This window comes from Singulisphaera acidiphila DSM 18658 (genome assembly GCF_000242455.2).
In the GTDB taxonomy this organism is placed as follows: domain Bacteria; phylum Planctomycetota; class Planctomycetia; order Isosphaerales; family Isosphaeraceae; genus Singulisphaera; species Singulisphaera acidiphila.
The window spans coordinates 6,792,408-6,817,193 of the sequence record NC_019892.1 but is presented as its reverse complement, the minus strand read 5'-3'; the positions used below and the strand labels follow the sequence as shown (position 1 = coordinate 6,817,193).

General features: G+C 59.9%; 14 protein-coding genes. 6 read left to right on the top strand and 8 right to left on the bottom strand.

Annotated features, from left to right (window positions below):
- Positions 1-9: 9 nt before the first annotated feature.
- From SINAC_RS26775 to SINAC_RS26745, 5 genes are all read right to left on the bottom strand, one after another.
- Positions 10-2,235, bottom strand: a complete 2,226-nt coding sequence (locus tag SINAC_RS26775) for an exopolysaccharide transport family protein (protein ID WP_015248703.1) — start codon at positions 2,233-2,235, stop codon at positions 10-12.
- 104 nt (positions 2,236-2,339) lie between these two features.
- Positions 2,340-3,281, bottom strand: a complete 942-nt coding sequence (locus SINAC_RS26770; RefSeq protein ID WP_015248702.1) for an exosortase/archaeosortase family protein — start codon at positions 3,279-3,281, stop codon at positions 2,340-2,342.
- Between the two features lie 1,218 nt (positions 3,282-4,499).
- Positions 4,500-5,306 carry a sugar transferase gene (locus tag SINAC_RS26755; RefSeq protein WP_020466846.1) on the bottom strand — a complete coding sequence of 269 codons (807 nt, stop codon included), beginning with the start codon at positions 5,304-5,306 and terminating at the stop codon, positions 4,500-4,502.
- 740 nt (positions 5,307-6,046) lie between these two features.
- Positions 6,047-6,769: a PEP-CTERM domain protein gene (locus SINAC_RS26750; RefSeq protein WP_015248699.1), complete on the bottom strand. Its 723-nt coding sequence runs from the start codon at positions 6,767-6,769 to the stop codon at positions 6,047-6,049.
- 433 nt (positions 6,770-7,202) lie between these two features.
- Positions 7,203-8,141, bottom strand: coding sequence for an XrtA system polysaccharide deacetylase (locus SINAC_RS26745; protein ID WP_020466844.1), 939 nt, complete (start codon positions 8,139-8,141; stop codon positions 7,203-7,205).
- A 1,364-nt stretch (positions 8,142-9,505) separates the two neighbouring features.
- Here SINAC_RS26745 and wecB point away from each other — a divergent pair.
- The 6 genes from wecB (at position 9,506) to SINAC_RS26715 (ending at position 18,022) form a co-directional block, all read left to right on the top strand.
- Complete coding sequence (wecB, locus tag SINAC_RS26740; RefSeq protein ID WP_015248697.1) at positions 9,506-10,609, top strand: non-hydrolyzing UDP-N-acetylglucosamine 2-epimerase; 1,104 nt, start codon at positions 9,506-9,508, stop codon at positions 10,607-10,609.
- 800 nt (positions 10,610-11,409) lie between these two features.
- The gene (locus SINAC_RS26735; protein WP_020466843.1) at positions 11,410-12,438 is read left to right on the top strand and encodes an NAD-dependent epimerase; all 1,029 of its coding nucleotides are present in this window, start codon (positions 11,410-11,412) and stop codon (positions 12,436-12,438) included.
- Between the two features lie 766 nt (positions 12,439-13,204).
- Positions 13,205-13,654 carry a hypothetical protein gene (locus SINAC_RS26730; protein ID WP_015248695.1) on the top strand — a complete coding sequence of 150 codons (450 nt, stop codon included), beginning with the start codon at positions 13,205-13,207 and terminating at the stop codon, positions 13,652-13,654.
- A gap of 203 nt (positions 13,655-13,857) precedes the next feature.
- Positions 13,858-14,454: a sigma-70 family RNA polymerase sigma factor gene (locus SINAC_RS26725; RefSeq protein WP_015248694.1), complete on the top strand. Its 597-nt coding sequence runs from the start codon at positions 13,858-13,860 to the stop codon at positions 14,452-14,454.
- A gap of 72 nt (positions 14,455-14,526) precedes the next feature.
- Positions 14,527-15,948 (top strand): serine/threonine-protein kinase, encoded by a 1,422-nt coding sequence (locus SINAC_RS41390; RefSeq protein ID WP_154673814.1) that lies wholly within the window; start codon positions 14,527-14,529, stop codon positions 15,946-15,948.
- On the top strand, positions 15,857-18,022 hold the full coding sequence (locus SINAC_RS26715) for a WD40 repeat domain-containing protein (RefSeq protein WP_237722771.1): 2,166 nt from the start codon (positions 15,857-15,859) through the stop codon (positions 18,020-18,022). The genes SINAC_RS41390 and SINAC_RS26715 overlap by 92 nt, the downstream gene beginning before the upstream one ends.
- Positions 18,023-18,406: 384 nt before the next feature.
- Here SINAC_RS26715 and SINAC_RS26710 read toward each other — a convergent pair whose 3' ends face one another.
- The 3 genes from SINAC_RS26710 to SINAC_RS26700 form a co-directional block, all read right to left on the bottom strand.
- Positions 18,407-20,581: a HEAT repeat domain-containing protein gene (locus tag SINAC_RS26710; RefSeq protein ID WP_015248691.1), complete on the bottom strand. Its 2,175-nt coding sequence runs from the start codon at positions 20,579-20,581 to the stop codon at positions 18,407-18,409.
- A gap of 85 nt (positions 20,582-20,666) precedes the next feature.
- Positions 20,667-22,004, bottom strand: coding sequence for a DUF1552 domain-containing protein (locus SINAC_RS26705; RefSeq protein WP_015248690.1), 1,338 nt, complete (start codon positions 22,002-22,004; stop codon positions 20,667-20,669).
- 89 nt (positions 22,005-22,093) lie between these two features.
- On the bottom strand, positions 22,094-24,442 hold the full coding sequence (locus SINAC_RS26700; RefSeq protein ID WP_015248689.1) for a DUF1592 domain-containing protein: 2,349 nt from the start codon (positions 24,440-24,442) through the stop codon (positions 22,094-22,096).
- Positions 24,443-24,786 lie beyond the last annotated feature (344 nt).

Sequence of the window (24,786 nt, the reverse complement as noted above, 5' to 3'; positions counted from 1 at the left end):
GTTGGTGGTTCAGACCGATTCCTGGGCCCGAGCAGAGTATCCATACTTGCTTCCATAGTGGTCGCTCTGTTCACCCGTCACGATGGCGCCGAGCATCCGGATCCCAAGCTTCGCCAACCGTTCGTAGGCCTCGTGGACCTTGGGAATGCGGCTCACATCGCGCATGATCGAGAAGAGCACCGCGTCAACGTGCTGGCCAATCAACAGAGCGTCGGCGACCGGCAAGACCGGCGAGGAGTCGACCACAATGAAGTCGTAATGTTCCTTGAGCTGGTCGAACATGACTCGTAGGTCGCGGCAGGCGAGTGCCTGGATCGTCTCGTTGTCGCTGAGACCGGCCGTGAGCAGCGACAGGCCACTGGCAGCCGTCGGCTGGATGGCGTCGGCAATGTTGACCTCATTCCTGAGCACCTCGCTGAACCCAGGCACGCAGGGTTGGTCGAAGAGCTCATGCGCCGAGGGGCGGCGCAGGTCGCCATCGATCAGTAGAGTCCGGCGGCCGGCTCGTGCGAGACTGGTCGCCAGGTGGCTTGAAAGCGAAGTTTTGCCCTCACCGCTGAGTGCACTGGCGACCATCACCACGCGAACCGACTCGGTCCGCGAGAAGTGCAAAAGGGTCGTTCGCGCGGCGTCCACCGACTCGACGAGCATGCTTCGCCACCGCACGCTCTCCGCTTCCCTCAGTTTCATCCCCCGGCTCCGCTTGGGAATGGCCGGCAACGTTCCAAAGAGATTCATTCCAAGGCTTTTGATAACATCGGCCGCCGAGTCGATTCGTCGGGACTGGAACTCCCAGAAGGAGACGCCAATCAACGCCAGTGCAAAAGCGCCACATCCCGCCACCCCGGCCATTTTCAACTGACGCGCCTCGTCCTTGGTGCGCGGCAGTTCGGCCTTTTCGAGCAGTCGGATCCGAGCGGGAGCCTGAAGCTCGACCGTCAGGGCTTCGACTTCCTTTCCGATGGTCCGTGCGATCTCGTCGGCGTTGGCGATCTCCTCCTGGACCGAGAAGAGGTCCACGGAGTTCTGGGTGATCGAGAGGCTCCGTTCGGAGAGACGCTTGACATCACTGGCCAGCACCGCTTCAAGCTTCGAAAGGATGCTGATCCGATGTGGTATCAGAGCCTTATTCGAGTCATCGTCATCGCGCCCTATTTCTTGCAACTGTTGCTCGACGATCGGGTACAGCTTCCGGCGCTGGGCGACCATCGCCGTGCGAGCGGCCTCCAATTCGTCACGATGCTTCTTGAGGGAGGGATCGCTCTTGTTACGGGCGATGTGGTAGATCCGATCGATGGCCTTCTGAGCTGCGGCCTCTCGCTCCTTGAGCACCTCGATCGAATGGTCGCGGTTGATCGCATCCACGATCATGGCCGGAGTAATCATCGATGAGTTTCGGGCCACATCCTCCTGCAGAACCTCATGCTCAACGCGTAGGCCCCGTAACTCGGACTGAACTCGGGCTAATTCGTCCTCGGCTCTCCCGAGACGGTCCAGCTCATGTTGGTGGATGTTCGCGATCGTCTTCTTGTCGTCCGAGCCGGCCAGTTCCGTCAGCCTCTTGAGCTCCTTGCGCTTTTCCTTCAAGTTTTCCTGATAGCGATTCCAGGTCTCTTTGAGGAGGTCGTAACGTTGACGACGCTGCTTGGTCTCAACATCAACAATCTCGTCGATGTAGGCCTGTGTCACTGCATTGACCAGGAGCATTGGCTCGTGGGGCTTCTCGCCGTTGATGCTGATGCGAAGGATCTCGGAGCCCGAAGCGAAATCGACTTGAAGCTCCTTCTCGAGCCACTCGATAGGGTCGACCGCCTTGGTGATGACTTCGAGCTTGGCGACTTCAGGATCCTTTAATGCCGTGCCGAGAACGAGCCGGCTTTTGAGGAGCGCCAACTGAGTTCGCTGGTAGGCCACAAAATCCGTTTCATTCTCGCCAACTTTCAGGAGGATTCTTGGCTGGGTCGAACTGACGTGTAGCATCGACCGCGCGGTGTACTTCGCCGGAGGCACCAGGAAATAAGTGGCAAAAGCAAGGACGGCTCCTCCGAGCAGACCGGCCCCCAGCGCCAACGGCCAGCGGCGGCGCAAGGCTTTGAGCATCGCGACCGGATCCAGGCCGGCCACCGGCCCGGCGGGGGGTGACGAGACCGAGAATACCTCTGCGCGGTGCGGCGGGACGACCGCGGGCAGGTTGGCCGAGTTGGGTTGCGGTCCAAAGTTGGAATTCGACATCATTCTGGGAGGTCTCCCTGCAATCCTAATCCGACCAGTTCAGAAGTTCTTCAACGATCCCTTCAACGCAGCAGAAGCATCCGTCTTGTTCATTGCACCATTTCGGATCACCGAGATCGCGCGGCTCTTGCCCGTCCCGGGGTGCTTCCCATCAAATCGAGCGGACTCAGGGGAGCAAGCGCGGGGGCCGGCTCCAGGAACAGCCGCGCCAAAAGCTCAAGCTCCAACCAGAGTAGCCCCATGGCCATCGGCATCATCAGCCAGCCGGCCAGGTCGTGGAAAACGAGATTGGCCAGCCGACTACCTACCATCTCATGAAGAACTCCAGTCACCGTGATTCGAATCATATTGACTAGAAGGGCAATGGGAACGGCACTCGCGACGATCAAAACCTTATCAAGCCAAGGCCGCCGGATCACCATCACCACGCCGGATGCCATCGCAAAGAATGTAAACAACATGCTCAGTCCACTGCATGCCTCAACAACACCAAGTTCGACATCATTCAAATGAATCACATTCCCCTCGGCCAGGGCCGGGAAGCCCATGGTCTGCAATGCATAGGTACTGACCTCGGTGGCAACTCGTTGCAGAGGATGTGCCAGAGCCCCTTCCAACCGATAGGGCAACGGCACCATGAAGATCAGGAAGGCGATCGCAGGCCATGACCAACGGAGCGACGGCCACCCCCAGACGAGAACGCAGAGGCCGGCCACCGCCGGCAACAATGACACCGTCTCCAACCAACTAAAGTAGGCGTAAGCCCCTGCCATTCGCAAAGCGATGGCCCCTCCGATCAATACCACCCCACCCCAGCTCGAACGAGTGGCGAGGGCGGCAAGTCGGTCGCGGCGAAGCCAGAGCAAGACCAGCGCGAACATGGGAACGAGATAACCGTGGGCGTAACGTGGATCGGTCGACCACCGCTTGACCATCTCACAGAGGGTGGCCCAGTAGAACCAGACCAGGCCCACTCCAAGCAATGCCGCCAGGACAACTTGGCGATCCAATCGTTTCGCCCGGCTCGTAGCGTCGGGTTCGTGGCTCATGATCTCTTTTTCATCCCTTGCGGCAATGATTAATTAGTCAAGGGGGCGATCCAACAAGAATCCCGCACAGATCCCAAACCAGCCTGCGCGCACTCCGTGCCCGTGGGTTGCACCCAAGGGCCTATCCGGTCAGTGTCGCCTCCTTGTGATTGCCCAGAGATCCTAAGAAAGCCGTCCTGGCTTTCCGTCGTCCTTCCGCATGCTTCGGAGGGTGAATCTCGGCGTGCGACTAGCTTACGCCATGCAATCAGCCTTGAGCATACGGGTTTGCACTCTTCGCCCAAATGTATCGCAGAATCAACAGCCCCCAATCAACCGCTGACCTTGATAAGGACCTGCTCTACGACGGAGCTCATCGACTCGGGTGATTCACCAAATACAGAAGACCGCACCTCGGCCAGCATTTGACAAGCCTTAATTAAGAGGCCCCTGATCGCCCCAGTCAGGAAAAAACCACGAGACGAACGAACGGGGCATCCACCGATTCCCTCGGTCGAGCCACGATTCGTTCTCTCAAACCGCGTTTCCACGACCCGCCAGCGGGTATGACTTCTCCGCTTCTGGTCTTCCACGGCCAGGATATTGGAGAGCGTCGTTGTCTTGCTGGAGATCACGATGATGCTCTTCTCGACATATTGTAAGAAGAAAACTTTCCGCAAACTCAGTTTAGTTAGACTTTCACAAATCACAGTTCTTCAAAAAAAGCTTCGACATCCCTATTTTCTGAACTTCGATTCCGCAAACCAAGGAAAACAGCCCCCTCGTCTTGTTCGGAACCCCCTGGTTAACATTCATCGCCCCGAGAACTCTCGGGTTGCCCGTCAACGGCTCACCGAAGCGCTTCGTTAGACGCGAGAGCGATGGCAAGAAACCGCTTGCCCGATTCAAAGCCATTGTCGCAACCGCCTCACCCACCAGGCGGTTACAGGCTGCGATATCCAATCTAGCGGAGGCCGCTTGGGTCCCGCGACGCCTCTCTGCAATCCAGCCATGCCGTAGGAGACATCAACCGTCTGCGCGAGTCGACACGTCACGGAACATATATTGGGTGGGACGAGAGAAGGCGAGTGTCCGTCGTGAAGGTCTCAGGCTCACAGGAAGGTCAGCCTGTTTGCCCTAGTCCTTCGCGCGATCTGCCCGCTCTTCTGCGAGGAGGCGCCGTTCGGCTCATTGGAACAGGCGCCCATTCATGTCATCTGGCGAATCCGGAGCAGCGCATCAGATCGGCTGCAATTGGGGCGTTCGCTCCGACTCGGCGTCCAGTCCCGCCGCTTCCTCTTGGTCATCGTCCGAGTCGTCAGGACTGAGTCGATCGATCTCTTCCGCAACGGCACACGGCAGCCACATCAGACGGCGCGTCAGGTCAAACGGAACGCCCACCGACTTGAAGATCGTCCCGACCAAGATCCGCGCGTCCAGCCACGGTCCCATCCGCTGAATGTAGCAAAGGTCGTACGCCACTTTGCGACGAACCCCCTCGAGGTCTGAATCCGCCGGCAGTTGAACCTGCGCCAACCCCGTGATCCCCGGGCGAACTTGCAACCGATCGAGGTAGTTGGGGATCTGCTTTTCCAGTCGGTCGATGAACACGGGACGCTCAGGACGCGGTCCGACCAGGCTCATCTCGCCACGGATCACATTCCAGAGTTGGGGCAACTCATCGAGGTGGCAACGCCGCAGGAACCCGCCCAGCCGCGTGATCCGCGGATCGCCGGCCCTCGACCACTGCGGTCCCGAAAGTTGTTCGCAATCCTGGACCATCGTTCGGATCTTGATGATCGTGTATGGTCGGCCTTCGAGGCCCAACCTGACCTGCCGATAGAGAGCAGGACCGCGCGAAGTCAACTTGACCAACGCCATCAATATGAGAATCATCGGACCAAGAACGATCAGCAGCAGGAGCGCTAAGCTAAGGTCGATCGTCAATTTGAAAGGAACATACCAGTTCGATGTCGCCGTTGACACCGAAGCGAACGGTCTGCGAAACGAGAGGCCGTCCGTGAGAGGCCGAGACGTAGGAAACATGGCTTTCCTCGGATAGCTTAATGTTCGAGCACGCACATGGTGCTGATGGGGGAGTGTGAGTCATCTCACAGTCGGCGTTACGACGCCGAAAACAGCAACGCGTCCGGGCCAGTTCCTTTCAGCACGTCACGCGTCGATCCGAGAGTCGTCTCGGACCGAAGGGTCTAACCTTGCCCCAATCCCCGCAGCACCACGAGCTCGCATTGGCATTGGAACAGAGACCTGGAGAGCGGCCTGGCCGACACCAGACAACAAGGGACGATGAATCCAGGAAAATTCACAAGCAATAAACATGTCGTAACTTGGCAATAGCTTTAGCATCATCGAAATGCCGACCCAACCTCTTATTATCAAGCCATTGCCAAGAATCAAGTATGATGCTCGCCCCTGTACTCATCATGATAAGAATTCCTGTGGCTATGAAGCCGAAAAGTCTGGTGTTGCCAAAAAACAGCAGGCTGAAAGCCTATCACTGATTCAACGCGCCCGAAAACACACTGTTTCTTATGAACGAAGCATCGACTCTGTTTGTTCGGGGGTGCGCCAAACCATTTCGGAACGAGGCTCTGGTCGACTTCGGCTCACGGGAGCTACGGCCCTGGGTTACCCGGGGCAGAGCCACAACGTGCTTGGGCTCGAGTCGAGGCTTGGGTTATCAGATTCCGGAGCAGCCCATGACGAGCTGCTCCGGAAGAGGGAACGTCAGATCGCTACCGTTTGGAGGGTAACGACGAAGGACCTCAGACCGACTTGCGCCGCTGCTGGCGATAGTAGCCCAGGCCCAGCATCGCAACGCCCGAGAACGCAAGCGCCATGGACCCTGGCTCGGGGACCGTCGAAAGCGAGCCGGTGTAAGGCCTGCTCCGTTGGCCAGCCCCGTTGAGCTGCGTCGGATCCAACAGCTTCGACAGGGTCGTGCCCGCACCGAAGGAGAAGGTGATGCCGGCAATCCCGCCACCGGGAGGAGAGGCCTCAGTCACCAACTGAAGAAAGTCCTGGTTGCCAGCTCCCGAGTACCCCGTGTAGGTGACACCCGAGAGGTTGACCTTGCCAGTCAAGTTGATGTGCCCCAAAATTCCCTGGGTCTCAATCTGGAGCCCAACGATTGTGGCGGTCAACGTACCGCCGGCGCCATCCGACAAAACCAAGGTGTTGCCAGCGCCGGTGAGGTCCGCTTTTTCACCCAACGCCGCCGTCTGGACGGACGTGTATGTGAAACCAGGTCCGGAGAAGTAGCCGGTTTTGAGGAAGGCATCGCCGACGCCTCCGTCAGAGGCGGCGATGTAAAAGCCACCGGTGAAGAAGATTCTGGCCTGGTTCCCGCCCGGAGTGCTGGTTGCCTCGATATTGATTCGAGCCGAGTTATTGGGATCGCTATTGAATCCAAGCACGAGCGAGGCGTCGGCGCGCCCGGCGACGAAGAGCCCGATCACCGCGGCCAAAGCTAATGTTAATTTCTTCATTGACTGTCCTCTTAAGGTTTCTCTGCCTGAAGAAAGGAATTGCCGTGGGAACGAACTCCGCCCACTGACAAGCCCGAGGTCCGATGAGACAAACCCATCGGATGATGCAAAACTACGAAGTCTATTCATATGCCGATTTCCAAAGAGGCGTCCCGGCAGGCCGCCCAAGGTCCCGAGCCCGGGTTACTTGGGATCACCGACTTGGCCGGATACCACTTTCAGAATCGTGTACGAAGCGGGTTACAACTGAAGCCCGGCTCACGGACAAGCGGGCCGACTTACATGATCAAAAAATCTCATGTGCTGTGATTTCACCTCCTTGTCAGGATTTTGTGGGACACATGAAGAAATTGACGATTCATCGGTTCGTGGGGTAATCCTGGAACCGACTAGGCTGGTGGAGTAGAACGGTTGCCGAGTTGTTCCGTGACACTCACTCGGCCACGTTGTACCCGGAAAGCTCGTAATTCTGGCAATCGAGCCGACAGGCAACATCGACCGCCCGAGCAAAACGATATCGCGACAGCAGGGAGACTAGGCGGGCCTGGCTGCGCGAGATTCCCACATAAGTACGAAACCGGCCCATGCGGCGCATCGGCAAGCGGGGTTGCCCTGGATCGAACTCCCAGGGGTGGAAGTAAAGCATCGCAACGGCCGGACGGACGTCGCGCCTCACCTGCGCAATGGCCCATTCCATCAGGAATAACGGCAGCAAGCGGAAATAACCTCCGCCGCCGATCGGGGCATTGACGCCCCCGAGCCGAAGTGTGGCCGGGGGAAGCTCGAGGATCTGTCGTTCGCGGCCTTGGGCGAGAAACGGAGCACGAGGAGCGTGAGGGACGCCATAGCGATCGTGCCGCACCGGGTAGATCGAAGAGTCGTAGAGCATCCCGAGTTCCGCCAGCACGTCGAGAGCCCAGGCTGTCCGCCGAACGACGCTAAACGTCGGGGCGCGATAACCTACCACAGCCTCGCCGGTGACTTGCTCAAGAGCATCCTTACTTTTTCGCACATCTTCCCGGAAGGATTCGGGATTCATTTCGAGGACCCGGCGATGGTCCCAGCCATGGCTGGCAACCTCGTGGCCCGCTCGGTGGATGTCGCGGACCAGCGCAGGGTCAATCCGCGCAATCTGCCCGAGGATGAAGAAGGTCGCTTTCTGGTCGTGAGCATCCAACTGATCGAGAATCCATCGCGTCGACGGCGCAAGCCGTTCGCTGCAAGCGGCTTTCAAGCCAGGGGCCAAATTCAGCCCCGCTGCCGCTTCGATCCGAAAGTGCTCCTCGACATCGAAACTCAGAATGACCTGAGCTTCCGATCCGGGCCGCAGACCGGCGTCCCAACTGCCTCGTGAATCAACCTCAGAGTCCAAAACGTCGAGGGCCGCTCCCCCGTGGGCAAGGTTCCTACCAAGGCGAGCGTCGCGACCAAGTCCACCATCGCCCTCTGAATTATCGAAATTGAATGAGTGAGTTGATATTAGCTTTGGGAGTCTAGACATACGCTAACCGGCTCCACATCGGGCCCATGTAGTCTTAATGAATACCAGACTTGAAAGGGTCCTGCGTCGGACCGACAGCGACTCCAAATGTGTCCTATTGAGAAGGACCCTCGCGGGGAGTCGGATGGAGTCACAATATTACTAATTGCGATGAGGACTGCAACCAATCTCGTAGGATGTTCTGATTTTCCATCATCGCACAAGAAGAGGAACATATTGCGAGGATCCTAATTAATCTGATTCGAGCTAAAAACGCCGAAGCCACCAGAAATCACCGTCATACATTGCCAAAAATCGGCATGATCCCACGACCAAATCTGCAAAATATGGCCTAGAAGACTCTCGCATGATTCATATTTGTCATTTTCTGCTTTTTTTATCAATGATGCACAAAACACCGAGATGGCACCAAGAACAAGCCAGCGTTAGCGTCCCCCAGCCAATCTTAGCGTCCCTGACAGGGGCAGCAGAACGTCTCCACGAATCGTGATGGCCTAGAATGATGCTTTTTGGCGATTTCCCAGAAATGGGCTTGCACTCTCTGCGACACTCTTGATGTCGCGAGCAACTCCTACCGCCGATCTGTGGCGGCCTGATTTCTCCACCGCACTGTCCAATAGGGACGGCGAAGAAACGCACGAATGGCCTCGCGGCCAAGAGCCGAAGCCTGGTCGTCAACAAATACGAGATCGCATCTCGTTCGAGTGGGCGGTCCTCGTCAAATGACCTGCGTCTCCCCCTCTCCTTTTATAAGACTTCGATTAAGGGCGGTGTACGGTGACCTGTTCGGCTCCAAAGGAAGGTGCCCAACCCGCAAAGTTCCTCCACGCAGCCTGATTGTTCAGGCTCGAAGCAATTTCACTCCCTTCCTTGGGTTTCTTTGGATCAAGAAGTCGTGGACCGCTGTGTCTGTGATGAGCCGATTGTGAAGTCATCGCCCCCTCATTCCGGCCGATGTTGCCTGGAGTGCGCAACGACGCATCGTCACTTGGCGCACCAAGTGGCCTGCTCTACCATACGGCCTGCTCAACCATGAGGCTGGACTCTGCCAAGACGAGGGCTGCCTCGGAGGTCTCGACCTGCACCTTTTCAAGAGGCGCGGCACCAGGACGAGACCAAAACCAATAACACCTCGATCGTGCTTACGGCGGACCCCGTCCGATCCAACACCGCCGTGCGAAATCTTCGTGAACGGAATTGGGTGACCCCAGAGAATAGGGGCGAGGGAATCACAGATGATCAAGATTTGCAACGTCGTCGGTGCACGCCCCAACTTCATGAAGATGACCCCGATCGTGCATGAGCTCGAGCGTCGTGGCTTCCAGCAGACCCTCGTGCACACGGGACAGCACTATGACGCCCGGATGTCCGACGTCTTCTTCGACGAGTTGGGCATGCCCAAGCCGGACGTTTTCCTCGGGGTCGGGTCCGACTCGCACGCCAAGCAGACGGCGGCCATCATGGTCGCATTCGAGTCGACCTGCCAGGAGCTTCGCCCCGACCTGGTCATCGTCAGTGGCGATGTTAACTCCACGCTGGCCGCAGCGCTCGTCGCGGCGAAACTTCAGATCCCGCTGGCCCATGTCGAGGCCGGCCTGAGGTCATTCGACCGGGCGATGCCCGAAGAGGTCAATCGGGTCGTGACCGACCGGTTGTCGGATCTACTCTTCGCCAGCGAGGAAAGCGGCGTGACGCACTTGCGTCACGAAGGGGTTCCCGAAAAGCAGATTCACCTGGTCGGCAACTGCATGGTCGACTCACTCGTGAAGCACAGGGACGCCAGCCTTTTACGCTCGCCTTGGAAGGAGTTCAATCTCGAACCCGGCAGCTACGCGCTCTTGACGCTGCACCGCCCCTCAAATGTGGACGAGGACGGTCCCTTGCGGGCAATCATGGCTACGGTCAACCGAGTCGCGGAGCGCCTGCCCGTACTCTTTCCGGTCCACCCGCGCACGCGAGACCGCCTGAACCGCGGGGGAATCGTAACGGCCCCCGGTATTCGTTTGACCGACCCGCTCCCTTACCTCACGTTCCTGGGCCTCATGGCGCGAGCAAAGTGCGTCCTGACCGACTCCGGAGGGATCCAGGAGGAGACGACTGCGCTGGGGGTCCCTTGCCTGACGCTCCGCGAAAACACGGAACGACCCGCGACAATCAGTTGCGGCACCAATCGACTCGTGGGCAACGACCCGGCGCAGATCGAGGCCGGTATCGCCGAGATCCTGGCTGACCGCTGGCCAACCGGCAGCCGACCGCCGTTATGGGATGGCCGTGCCGCCGTGCGCGTCGTCGATGTCATCGAAGCCTGGGCCGGTAAGCGGCAAGCGCCCTTGCTCTGATCCGTATTCTCCAGCAGTCGCGTACGGGAGCATCACAACGTGACATCGTATCAGCTCCCGGAGAACGCCAAGGGCAGCCCCCTCCCCTCATTATCCAGGTGGTGATCGCCGCCGGCCGCTCCCAACCGGCGACGATCAGCGACCTGTCCTCGGGCGAACCGGACAGGTGTTTGCTAAAGAGATGACTCTCAAGCAAATGTGTAACGGAATACTGTTCCTTAAGAAACCATCTTGGAATGCCGGCTCGTCCTGATTCTTCTTTTCCATAGTTTTGAAGTCGTCCACACATCTCTTCTCGGCTGTTTAGCATTGGTTACGACCGCCAGTACGAAACAGGCGGCACGGACGGATGGGCCTGGGGATCGTCGCCCCGGCTTGAGTCCTGGGGAACATCCCAAGAAATCCCTCACTCAGCCACCATTCTTGTGTCACGGCACGGGCCAGCCTCTGTCAGACGAACACGGCACGAGGCTCAACCCGACATCCCCGATCGATCGCGTGATCCGGCCACACCTGTGAGCTTCCAGGCCACCTGAGCGCCAGGCCACGTCGTCTTGCCGTAACCGTTGAAATTCCAAGGCCCAAAGTCGATGATACAGAAGCATCGGGGAACGAAATCGGAGGAAACTCAGGGTCGTTCACCGAACGTTCTTGCAACCGATGCCACCCGGCGAATCTTTCGCGGGGGGAACGACCCGATCGGACGCCACCCAGCTTTTCCTGAAAGACAAGCAGCCGGTTTCCGCGAACAAACACCCACTTGGTTCTGACTCGACAGGCCTCAAGACGATTGATAGGACATGTTCTTGAAAGACAATCAAGGCATCACTCTGGTCACCGGGGCTGCCGGCTTCATCGGCTACCATGTGGCTCACCGGCTCTTGAAGGATGGGGAAGAGGTACTCGCCCTCGACAACCTGAATCCTTACTATGACGTCCGGCTCAAGCAAGCGCGGTTGGCGCAACTGAAGACGTTTCCTGGCTTCCAATTCGAAGAGGTCGATCTCGCCGACCGTGTGGGAATGGAAGCCCTTTTTGCCCGGCATTCGGTCGGACGCGTGATCCATCTTGCGGGCCAGGCGGGGGTCCGCTACTCCCTGACCAATCCGCACGCTTATACCGAAAGCAATATCACCGGTTTCCTTCACATTCTCGAAGGATGCCGGCAGTCGCACGTCCGGCATCTGGTCTACGCCTCCTCGAGCTCGGTCTACGGCGGCAATACGCGCGTCCCATTCTCGGTGCATGACAATGTCGATCACCCGGTGTCGCTGTATGCGGCCACCAAGAAGGCCAACGAGGTGATGGCCCACAGTTATGCCCACCTGTTCGGCCTCCCTTGCACAGGCCTCCGCTTCTTCACGGTCTACGGCCCCTGGGGCCGGCCCGACATGGCGATGTTCATCTTCACGAAGGCGATCCTCGCGGGAGAACCGATTACCCTGTTCAACGAAGGCAGAATGAGGCGCGACTTCACCTACGTTGATGACATTGTGGAAGGGATCGTCCGGTTGCGCAACCATGTGCCGGGCCCGGACCCGACTTGGTCGTCCGAGGCGCCGGATCCAGGCTCGAGCTCCGCCCCTTATCGGATTTACAACATCGGCAACAACCAACCCGTGGAACTGTTGGAGCTTGTTTCGATCCTCGAGCGTACGCTCGGTCGCAAGGCCCTGAAACTGCTCGCGCCAATGCAGCCTGGCGACGTACCGTCGACCTACGCGGACGTGGACGACCTGATGCGTGAGGTTGACTTCCGACCCGCTACCCCCTTGGAAGTCGGCGTGGAGCGGTTCGTGGCCTGGTACCGGGAGTACCACGGGCTCTGACCCCCGGTCCGCACGCCGCGCAATCTCTGCCCTGCCCCGTCTTGATAAGGCCACCACAACTTCGTCATGAGCGGTTTTCGTGTCGAACCCTGCCCGCTCCCCAGACCGTTGCCCAAGGCAGGGTTCGATTTCTCGGGTGGTTTCCCACGGGGTAAGTGCCCTGAACCAGACCGGTAGATCCAGAATCGATTGCTGAGGCCTGAGAGACAGCCTACCCAAGGGGAAGCTAAGGATGTGGACGGGGGCCTACTCCACGCTTTATCACCTCATGCACATCTATGCAACATAATTTCAGCAAATCTCATTCTGAATCCAACTCCGCATCCATCAAGCCGATCCCCCTCCTCATAGCAAGGCTCCCGCTGGCGGGACCTGCCTCCAGCCACAGAAGTACGGTGCTCCTAATTCCTGCCGAATTCCAGACGCAATAGTGCAGGCACACGAATTCTTACAACAATTATCATACTGCTATCAGTGAGCGATGCCCGTGACTGCCATACGAGCGTCGTTCCTCTCGCACAAAGGGTGCGGGATCAGGCCAATCAGGACGAAACCGCTAATATCAAGGGTGCAAGCTTACGAAAACTAAGGAATAAGGGACTTGCAGAGCTTCGAGATCACGCCTAACATGACATCGGTGATCGTTTTAGTGGTTCCGAAATCCCGGATTCTGATCGACGAGTTGGACAACTGGGTCTTTTGGTCCTAGGTTTTCCTTCGACGGTTCTGAATTGAGATCACTATCGCGCTGTGGCGAGGAGTGCCAATGATCGACGAACGAATCCGCCGCCGGGCAGATTTTCAACAGGCGACGTCGATCCAACTGGCGGATGGCCAGCTTTGGTGGCTACCTCAGGTTTCGATCGACTCGAATGATCCCCTTCTGTACTCGCTCATCAAGGCGGTCGTTTCAGCGGACAACGAACGCGAGCGGCTTCGCGATGAACTGGCGTTGACGATGGTGCTTCTGTCGCATAACTACGAATTAGGCTCGGACGTCTATCCGGAAATTCTCGGGTTTCGTCCCGGAGATCCTGCGCGGGACGAGTTACATCAGGTAATCCGCCAGCTTGTCGTCGGAGCGCCCCAAGTCACACGCCCGGAACTGATTCCCAATCTCGATCGGAAACCAAGGCCGGCAGGTCGCTGGGGGTTTTCTGCCGCCTCCGAATCGCTGAGACGGGTGCGCACGCGTTGGTCGCTTCGGTCAGAATGACGCCTTGGTCCACTCTCAGCCGAAACCCCAATCGCCTCGGAATCCGATCTGAGGCTATCCGGGCCCAGAGGGGTTGGCTAAGTTGGTATCCAAAGGCGCCCCCCTTGTTCCGAGCTCCGACAGCGAACGCAGCCATCGGGTGACGGCACCCTGGTACGATCCGAGGGCAAGAATGGGGCGGCCCGAGCGAGGCGGCCCATTCGATGAATGACGTCACTCGAATCCTCGCGGCCATCGAGCGAGGTGAGCCGCAAGACTCCGACCAGCTCTTACCCCTGGTGTACGACGAACTCCGCAAACTGGCGGCCCAAAAGCTGGCGCAGGAGCGGCCTGGGCAGACGCTCCAGGCAACAGCCTTGGTTCACGAGGCCTACCTCCGTTTGGTCGACCGGGAGATGGTCGTTCGTTGGGATGGTCGTGGCCACTTCTTTGCTGCGGCCGCCGAGGCGATGAGGCGGATTCTCGTCGACAGCGCCCGTCGCAAGCGGACCGAGAAACGTGGAGGTCGCTTCGACATCCTCGGCCTCGATGGCGTGGACGTGACCGCCAATCCCCCCTCCAATGACCTGCTGGCCCTGGATGAGGCACTCTCCAAGCTGGAAGCGGAGGAACCCGATAAGGCCACACTCGTCAAGCTCCGCTACTTCGCCGGGCTGAGCGTCGCCGATACCGCCGAAGTCCTCGGGATCTCGCGGGCAACGGCTGACCGCCACTGGCGCTATGCCAAGACCTGGCTGTTTTGCGAGCTGGCTCACCCGACCGATGAGACAGGGCGATCGGGCAGCCCGGCAAATTCATGAGGCGTGCCGACTCCGTTTCACGCATGATCTTAAGGATCGCAGGTGGCTCGCGACGACCGAGGAATCGGCAAAATGGGTCAATTCAAGGACCTTGACGAGATCTTCAGCGACGCCTTACAGATTGAGGACCCCGAGGCCCGAAAGGCTTACCTCGACGAAGCCTGCGGCCAGGACAGTCCCCGGCGCCTTCGCGTGGAACGGCTACTTGCAGCCGCCCCACTCGTCGACAGCCACTTCCTCGAATCGACGGACGCCCTGCCGGTCTTCGTCCGGCAATCGGCAATCTACGACGAGGCTCCTGGCTCTGTCATCGGCCCCTACAAACTGCTCGAGCAGATTGGCGAGGGGGGGATGGGGACAATCTACCTGGCCGAGCAGTCCCAACCGATCCGCCGTAAAGTCGCCCTGAAGATCATCAAGCCCGGCATGGACACCCGCCAGGTCATCGTCCGCTTCGAGGCCGAGCGGCAGGCCTTGGCCATGATGGACCACCCCAACATCGCCAAGGTCCACGACGGTGGCACCACCGCCTCGGGGCGGCCCTACTTCGCCATGGAGCTCGTCCGGGGCGTTCCCATCACCGACTATTGCGATCAGGCACGCCTCTCGATCCGTGATCGGCTCGAGCTCTTCATCCTGGTCTGTCGAGCGATTCAGCATGCCCACCAGAAAGGGATCATCCACCGCGACCTCAAACCCTCGAACGTCCTGGTCACACTGATCGACGATCTCGCGGTGCCCAAAGTCATCGACTTCGGAATCGCCAAGGCCACCGGCCAAGCGCTGACTGACAAGACACTGCTTACGGGCTTTACGCAGCTCGTTGGGACTCCCCTGTACATGAGTCCGGAGCAGGCCGAGTTGTCGGGCATCGATATCGATACTCGGAGTGACATCTACGCCTTGGGGGTCCTGCTCTACGAACTGCTGACCGGCACAACGCCCATTGACCGAGACTCACTCTACAAGGCCGCTTACGACGAAATCTGCCGGCTGGTCCGCGAACACGAGCCGCCGCCGCCAAGCACGCGGTTGGCCGCCCAGTTCGACACCCTCCCAAGCATCTCGGCCAACCGCCAGGCCGACCCTCGAAAGCTGGGCCATGCCCTCCAGGGCGAGCTCGACTGGATCGTGATGAAGGCGTTAGAGAAAGACCGACGACGACGCTACGAGACCGTCAGCGCATTCGCAGCCGACCTGATTCGCTACCTCACCGATCAACCGGTCGAAGCATCCCCCCCCCTCAACTTGGTACTGGTTCACGAAATATGCTCGGCGCAACCGAGCCGTCCTGACAACGACCACGCTGGTGGCCCTGGCCCTGATTGCGGGAACGGCCGTCAGCACCTGGCAGGCGATCCGCGCAACCCGGGCCGAGAAACGGACGGCGGCTGCCTTGGCCGTGGCGCAAGCGCAACGGATCTTTGCCCAGCGCCATCTGCACACATCCCACCTTCGACAGGCCGGGCAGGCTCTCCATCTCGGCCAGGTTGAGCGGGTCCAGGAGATCCTCAATTCGCTCCGGCCCGGGACAGATGACGCCCCTCCTGGCTTCGCCTGGCACTACCTCTGGCGGCTGGCCCGAAGCGAGATCGAACTGTTCGACGGACACGAAGGCTATGCCTCCTCTCTCGTACACTCTCCCGACGGCCGCGTCTTCGCCGCAGGTTACAGTGACGGAACGATCATGCTTCGGGACCTCGCATCCGGGCGCGTCCGCTTACGGTTGAAAGGACATGAGCATGAAGTGACCATCCTGGCGTTCTCCGGCAATGGGCGCCTGCTTGGCTCAACAGCGCAGAACCCGACAATGGCATTGCGCCAACGGAAGATCTTGGTCTGGGATGCAACGACGGGAGCTCAGCTTGCCAAGCTGGAAACGTCTGAAGAACGGCTTGTCTTGAGCCTCGGATTCTCACGCTCGGGTCACCGACTCGTCACGGCCTGGGTCAAGGCTTGGGGCGAGCCGATTCATTTCGACCTCTTCGATCTCTTCGCGGAACCTGGCCGGCCTGTCCTCGTTCGCAGTCAGGTCGTCCAGTGGGAGAACGACAACCGCTTCCTGGGTGGCCCATACCTGGCCGCTCGACCGCTTCACGGGCCGTTGACCGTCTTCGATACCGAGACGCTCAAAGCGCTCTGGTCGACCTCGGATCGAGACCAGAGGTTCACCTGGTCCCGCTTATCGACGGGCGGCCAATGGCTTGTCGCCGAGGATGGCCATGACGCCGTCATCTGGGAGGCCGCGACAGGCCGCGTATCGAAACAGATCCCAATCTCCAAACCTTCCCAAGAGGTGGGATACGTCTTGGTGAGCCCGGACGGGAAGAACCTTCTCGTCGAACACAAACCCCTTCGAGTCGCTTTATTCGACCTGGCCGCCGGCTCGGCTCAGCCTGAGCGAGAACTTCCTCTCAGGGACCCGGCACAGCACCAATTGAAGCAGGCTGTATTCTCCCCGGACGGGAAATTCATTGCCATTAATACGCAGCATCTTGGCGGTGGCCAGGGGCCGGTGACGGTTTGGCACACCGCCACCGGCCGACTCCTGGATACCTATCCTGGGCAGCGGCTCTTCAAAGCCTGGATCTCCTTCTCTGCTGACAGCCGTTCGCTGTTCCTCAACGGTGACAGCGGCATTCAACGCTGGTGGCTCGAGCGGCCCAAAATCAACGCGTCGGAGTCGCTGGCCGGGCACAAGGACGAGGCTTGGGCCGCAGTCTTCTCACCAAGCGACAACCTACTTGCCACCGGAAGTGACGACACGGATGACCCTTGGACGATTCGGCTCTGGGACACCTCAACCGGCCAGTTCCGGCTCGGGTGGTCCGGAGGAGAAGGGACCGTCTCGTCACTCGCCTTCGCGACAGACGGCGCGACGTTGGCTTCCACGCACCTCGACGAGTCAGGCGACATCCGGCTTTGGGATACCACCCAAGGCCGGCTGCGTAAGACACTGAGGGGCCACGCTGGGAAAGTTCGTACCGTCGCGTTTCGTCCTCATGGCGCAATGTTGGCCTCCGGCGGAGACGATGCGACGATCCGACTTTGGGCAGACGCGAATAGCAACCAGATGAAAACGCTGAAGGGGCACACGGATAAAGTGCGCCAGGTTACCTTCAGCCCGGACGGAAACACCCTCGCCTCGGCGAGTAATGACGGGACGGTGCGACTCTGGGACGTGACGACGGAGAGACTCGTACGCGTCCTTCGCAATCCGATCGAGGTGACGGCCGTCGGCTTTTCTCCGGACGGTGCCATGCTGGCCGCAACAGATGAATTAGGGACGATCCTCTGTTGGGAGGCCCGGACCGGCACGCTCATCCGGCGCCTCCACAGCGGGGATCGGGCCCCGCGAAGCTTGGCCTTTTCACCCGACGGCCACGCGCTCGCCACTGCCGGCGAAACGGGGAGCATTCGGCTCTGGGACCCCCTCACCGGCCAGGATTTACTGAGCCTCGACGGACACAAGACGGCAATCAACGCCCTGGCGTTTTCCCATGACGGCCGCACACTCGCCTCGTGCAGTTCCAACGGCGTAGTGAAGTTATGGCGTTCGACGGATTGAACGACGCCAAGGACCTCTGGGCGAACTTTCAGAGACCTTGGAAATCGCCAGCCAAAACGCATAGCATTCGATGACCAGAGGTGTTACGCCAAAACGCACGTCGACAGTCTCCGGTTTGACTCGAGGAAGTCGAAATAAAAGGACGACGACTCCTGAGGCGCGCAGCCCCCAAATCTCGCATGGGAGAGCGGGGAGAATCGGACTCGACGCTGAGTTCGAACCAGTTCCGCGAATTTGTCGTGCGAGGCGGCAGCTCCTCTGGCGCCGGCGACGAATTCAACGACTTTGGGGCCAGAGGGGCGCCGGCGCCCCTCTGGCTTTCCCCCAACCAAGGGAAGGGCTTTGGCCAGAGCCCGGAGGCAGGGCATCGTTCTCGAGGGATGACTAACTGGCGCTGGGTGTCGCCTGGTTTTTGATCCGTTCGCAGGCAGCCTCCGCCTGCTTACGAACCTCGGCGCTCGGATCTTCGCGCAACCTCTCCAGAGCGGGTATCGCGTCTTTGGCATTCTGGCCAGCGAGCCCCAGGAACTTGATGGCAAGCAAACGCACGGCCGCTTGATCGTGCCCCAGGTGGTTAACGAGTTCGGGAAGCGATCGCACGTCCGGCCCTGTTCGCTCGAACGAGCGGAGCAATCTCTCAACCGACTTGAAATTCTCCTTGCTCTCGGCAAGCAGGATGATGTCGGGAAGGAAGATCGCCCCTTGCGAGCCTTGGCGTTGGATCGCCCGCGAGGCCGCTCGTCGCACTTCGGAACTGTCGTCCCGCAGCGCCTTGGCAAGATGGGGGCGGATCCGTTCCGCATCAAGTTCCAAGCTCCCCAAGGCCAGTACCGTCGCTTCCCGGACCTCAGCCTGCTTGTCAACCAACAGCACGGTCAGTCGATCCAGCGCGGGCTGCGCGGACTTCCCCAACCCTCCCAACGTTCGGACGGCGATCATCCTCAGCTTTGGTGTGGGATCGTCGAGGAGCGAGCTGAGCGTCGGAACCGCCTCGGCAGCGGCTTGGCCGTGGGTCCCGATCAATTCTGCGGCGGCAAAGCGCACCTCAGGATCGGGGCCGGCCAACTTCCCGATGACAACAGGCAGCGCTGGGCGACCCAGCGGGCCCAAGGCCCGAATCAGGTCGATCGCTTGCCGCTGCACCCGCGCATCAGAGTCGTTGAGCAGGTCCGTGAGATCGCCGACCAGGCGCTCATCACGCGGAGCGGACTGGGCGAGGATCACGATCACCTGGAGCCGAATCTCTGTGGATGGACTCTGGAGCAATGCCCGCACGGCCGGTACGGATTCCTTCGCTCGTGGCCCAATGCCTCGGATGGCGGCAAGGAAAGCAGCTTTGACCTCAAGGTCGGGATCATCCAGGCCAACGACCAGCATGGGCACCGTGCTTGGTGCCAACGGACGGATCTGTCCGAGGGCCAGGGCCGCAGCACGCCGGACCCGAGGTTCCGGCGCTTTGACCGACTGCGCCAGCAACCCGACGACCGGCGGCCCGATCTGGGCCAACGCTTCCGCGATCTGATCAACACGGCTATTCTCACGAGAGAGTGCGTGGATCAGTCGGGGGGCCGCGTCCAGGCCGATCTTGCGCAGGAGGAACGCGGCGTGGCGCGAAACGCCCTCTTGCTCCGCCGTCAAAAGGGACTCGAGTTCCGTCGCCATCCGGATGAGCAAGGCTCGCCGCCCGACGAGACAATCCACGGCGGCCCGCCGGACCTGTTCGTCCACCTGCCGAAGATTCTCCACGAGGATCGGCAACAAGGCATCATCAGGCAATCCGGATCTTGCCAAGGCGCTCAACGCGGCCGCCCGGACCTCCGGGACTTCGTCATGCGTACCCTTGAGAATGGCCGCTTGAGCCTGTTCCTCCAACACGGACAACGGCCCCAGACACTCGATGGCCCGCGCACGAATGATAACGTCCTGGTGCGTGGACGCCGCAATCAAAGGCTCGAGGGCCGCCATGCCGATTCGACCAAGTGCGACGGTTGCTTCCCGGCGAATCCGTTCGTTCTTGTCCCCGAGCAAAGGGAGCAAGTCCGGAATGGCCGCAGCCGCGTCGGGCCCGATTCGTCCCAGGCCCATGACAACTTCGGCACGGACATTTTCCTTTCGCTCGTTCAGCAGACCACGCAGATCCTCGACGGCCGGCTTGCCAATGGCCGCGAGCGCCAGGGCAGAACGATAGTCCTGGTGCGACTCTTCTTTACCCTGCCCTCCATAGTTGGTCCGCAACGTATGGACGAGCGCGGGGATCGCCGATACCGCGTCAGGCCCTAACGCGGTGACTGTATCAAGCACTGCGAGTCGCACCTGCCCGTCTTTTTCCTGCATGAGCAGATCGATCAAGACAGGCAACGCCTTCCGTTGCACGCTCTTGTCGGCCGACCGGACCTGGGTGGCCGCGGCTCGGCGAACGTCAACGTTCTCCGCCCGCAGCTTCTCGATCGCGGATTCCGAGCCGCCGGGAGTCGGCCCATCTTGGGCCATCCCACGAATCGCCAGCGGTCCGTAGACGGAAACGACCAGGAGTATCCCACTGAGACCACGGATCCGCACAACGGTCCTCCTTTAGATAATGCTGATCCCAGGTTCTCAGAGTCGAATGTCGGGGCACATGAGGTCACGCGGGAGAAACCATCCCTCATGCCAATAGACCGGGCAACGGCTCGGTGCTATCGCCGAAGCGATCGACACCAACCCCCGCTTGTTGCAGCATGGCGAGTAGCAAGTTGGACATCGGCGTCTCGGGCCGGCACTTGAGGTGCTGCCCCGATCGTAGCGTGCCGCCCCCTTTTCCAAGCACGATGACCGGCAGGTTGACATGATCGTGACGGTCACCGTCGCTGATGCCGCTGCCGTAGAGGACCATCGAATTGTCGAGCAGCGTCGTCCCGCCTGCCTCTTCGACGGCCATCATCTTTTCGATCATGTAGGCCAGGATGGAGATATGATAGCGGTCGATCTCACGGAGCTTTCGGTTCTTCTCAGCTTCGTTCGCGTGGTGCGAGAGCTCATGGTGCCCGTCGGTGAAGCCCAGCCACGGGTAGTTCCGGTCGGTCGCTTCCTTGGTGACCATGAAGGTTGAGGCCCGCGTGCTGTCGGTCTGGAAGGCCAGCACCATCAGGTCGCACATCAAGCGCAGGTGTTCGTCGAAGTCTTCCGGAATCCCCTCGGGGCGCGAGATCTCGGCCCCGGAAAGCTCCACCGACGCAGCGCCATGCTGGATCCGACGTTCGACCTCACGCACACCCGTCAGGTATTGGTCAAGCTTGCGTTGATCGGTTCGCGCGACCCGATTGCGGATTCGGTTGGCATCGTCCAGCACATAGTCGAGCATGCTCTTGCGGTAAAAATCGCGATCGGCGACCGTGGCCTGGGTCAGGCCCCTGCTCCCTTTGGTGAACAGGCGATCGAAAACGACCTTGGGATTCATCTCATACGGGGCGGGCGAGGTCGGCGTGCGCCAGGAGATGTGCGTCTTGTAGGTGCCGCTGTAGCCAAACGCGTTTCCGGAGCGAGCGGACTCGCAGCCCAGCTCGAGGCTAGGAAAGCGAGTCTGGTTCCCGACATGTCGCGCATAGAGTTGGTCGGCGGAAATGTCGACCCGAACGGCGTCTTGGGTCCGGTAAGCCTGCGCTCCGGTCAGAAAACTCGCGGCACCTTGGCCGTGTCCGCAACCATCGATGTCGCCGTTGGTGAGCGCGGTATTGTGGGTCAAACCATGAAAGCAGTTCAGAGAATCGCGAGCAAATGCTAGCGGTCGAAGCGACTCAGGCAAGTCAACCAGCGTCCCCTCGTGCTCGGGGAACCAGGTCGGCAGGTGGACGCCATTGGGAACGTACCAGTAGCACATCCTGACCGGCGGTTGGGATGACCCCGTGGCCGCCTGCCCGACGGTCGCGAGACTTTCCATCCACGGAAGTGCGAGAGCTGCTCCCATGCCGCGGAGCATCGTTCGTCGGTTCACGTGAATTGCCATGTCATCTTTTCCCCTGAGACCAAAGAGAAACGTGGGCGATTCCGGACGCCTGAATCAAAGTTGCACCAGGCCAGAAAATCAGAAGGACCTCATTTGACTCGGCCTTGATACTGAAACGCTTTGCTCTCCACGATCCCGAAAATCACATTCCGAATCCGGTAATCATCGGAGGCAAGCTGCTTGCGGATTTCTTCAAGCGTACCGTAATCGAACGCTTCCAACCCTCGTCCGAGCCCATAGGTCAGCATATTTTTGATCAGGGTCCGGGCAAACTTCTTGGTGGCCGTCGTCCCCAAGAGATGCTTCAGCTCCTGGGCGTCGGCAAACTTGCGTCCTCCGAACAGTTCTCCGGAAGGGTCGATCGGGAACTCGCCGTCTTTGGCCCGCCAACGCCCCACCGCATCGTAGTTCTCCAGAGCAAAACCCAAAGGATCCATCTGCTGATGGCACGAGGCGCATTTCGGGTCGGTTCGGTGCACCTGCATCCGTTCTCTCAAGGTCCCCGCGTCAGCAGCGTGCTGGCTTTCATCCAGCTTGGGGACCTCGGGCGGGGGCGGCGGGGGCGGGGTCCCGAGAATTTGCTGTAAGATCCATTGTCCCCGTTTCACCGGAGAGGTTCGGTTGGGGTTGGAGGTCAGCGTGAGGACGCTCGCCTGCGTCAGCACACCGCCTCGCCGCCGATCCGCCAGATCAACCTGACGAAACTCATCCCCGCTGACTCCGTCGATCCCGTAATGTCGCGCCAAGGTCTCGTTGAGGAAAGTGTAGTTCGAGTCGAGCAACTCGAGCACGCTGCGATTCTTTCGCAGGATGTAGGCAAAGTACCGCTCCGTCTCCTTGCCCATCGCGGTCCGCAACGTGTCATCGAAGCCGGGGAAGAGATCCTGGTCCGGGGCCACCCCCCCTAGCCTGCGGAGTTGCAACCATTGGCCGGCAAAATTCTCCACCAACTGGTCGGACTTGGGGTCATCCAGCATTCGGACGACCTGCTGACGGAGATTCGCCCTGAGCCGGTTCTCGCGGGCTTCGCGGAACAGCGCTTCGTCGGGCATGCTGCTCCACAGGAAATAGGAGAGCCGGCTGGCCAATTCGAACTCGGTCAACGGACGGTCCACTGGCCTGATTTCGGGTTCGACCAGAAAGAGGAACTGGGAGGACGCGAGCACCGTCGTCAGAGCGATCTGGACCCCACGCTCATAGCTCTCACCCCGGTCATGGGCCAGTCGATAGACTTGGAGGATTCGTTCCACTTCGTCCGGCTGCAAGGGGCGTCGGTACGCCCGTTCGGCGAACCGAGCGATCACCTGGCGGGCACAATCGAGCCGCGATTGGTCGCCATACTCAGGAGTGCAGAACAGGATTTTCCGATGCGATTCGGGAAGCTGTTCCAGCGCGAAAGGAACAGGCCCACGCACCACCATCGAGTCCACGTGCAGACCGCGATCCCCGGCGTATCGCTGGTCCCCGCTCACATTGGCGGTGACCTCCTTGGGCTTGGCGACGTTGGCCGACTCGGCCTGGCCAGGTGCGAGCGCGACGTAGACCTGGCTGTCCCCCTCCGCGACCTTGAGCCAGTAGCGATAGACCACCGTCTCGTCCTGGACCCGCACGGCCTCCACGGTTCGACGATCCTTGCCAAACCCGATCACCAGCTTAGGCGGAGGCACGGATTCGGCGATTCCCACCCGCACCAGGCTGAATTCAGCCAGGTACCGGCCTGGTTTCAGAGTGTGCTTGAACTCGACTGCTTTGTTCGGCGGCAGCGGATACGTCTTTAAGCCGATCAACTCCATGGGCGAAAATTCATCGGCATTCGGCAGAACGATCGCCTTGTCCAAGGCCAGCTCGGCGGCGTCGAGATACTTCTCGACATGAACCGGTGAGATGTTCAACGCAGAGCCGACGTTGTCGAAACCGAAACCGATATCATCCGCCGGGAAGTCGTCCGCGAGGTGGAGGTCGAGCCCAAGCAGATCGCGGATCGTATTGTTGTACTCTTGCCGGTTGAGCCGCCGGATCACAACCGGCGCGGCATTGTCCTGCTGACGCCCCTGAGCGGCCACGTAGTCGTTTTCGATCCACTCGATCATCCCATCCAACTCTTTGAGAGAAGGCTGGGGCTTGTCGACCGGTGGCATGATGTGCCCTTCAAGCGCATCCAGAACGCGGAGCCAGGTCTTGCTGTCCTTGACGGCCCCGACCTGATCGTCGAACCGGTCCAAGGCGATTCCCGCTTTCGGGTTTTCGGTCGTGTGGCAGTCGAAGCAATAGCGCTCGAGAGTCGGTAGGACTTGCTTCTGGAACGCGTCTTCCGTTACCGGTTCTTGCGCCTTGGCCGGTGAAAGGGGGACCATCATCCTGACAGCCAGTGAGAGCAGGGCCACCATTGTGAAGGCCGTAAATCCAAACGTCATCCATTTGAAATTGAGTGTTTTCATCGTTTTGGGTGACTCTTCGTCGATTGCCTGTCAGCGTTCCACGGTCAAATCAGGCACGACCCCAAACCTGAGAGGCCCCATAATGCGTGTTGACCACACGGTTTAAAAGACTCCCTGGCTCTGCTGAACACTTATTGGACCCGGACCAAATGCCCGCGTCCAGCCGATTCTTTGTGAAGTCGCGGCGGCTTCGGGAAAGAGATTCGTTTGGACATCGCGCTGGTCCCGAACTTTCCCTACATCCCTTGCGAGCGGATCACAGACCATCCCGGTTCTTCTTGGCCCGCCAGGGTAGAAAGCGGCATCCGTTTGATGATCGGGCGGTCAACTTGGCCGCGAGCACG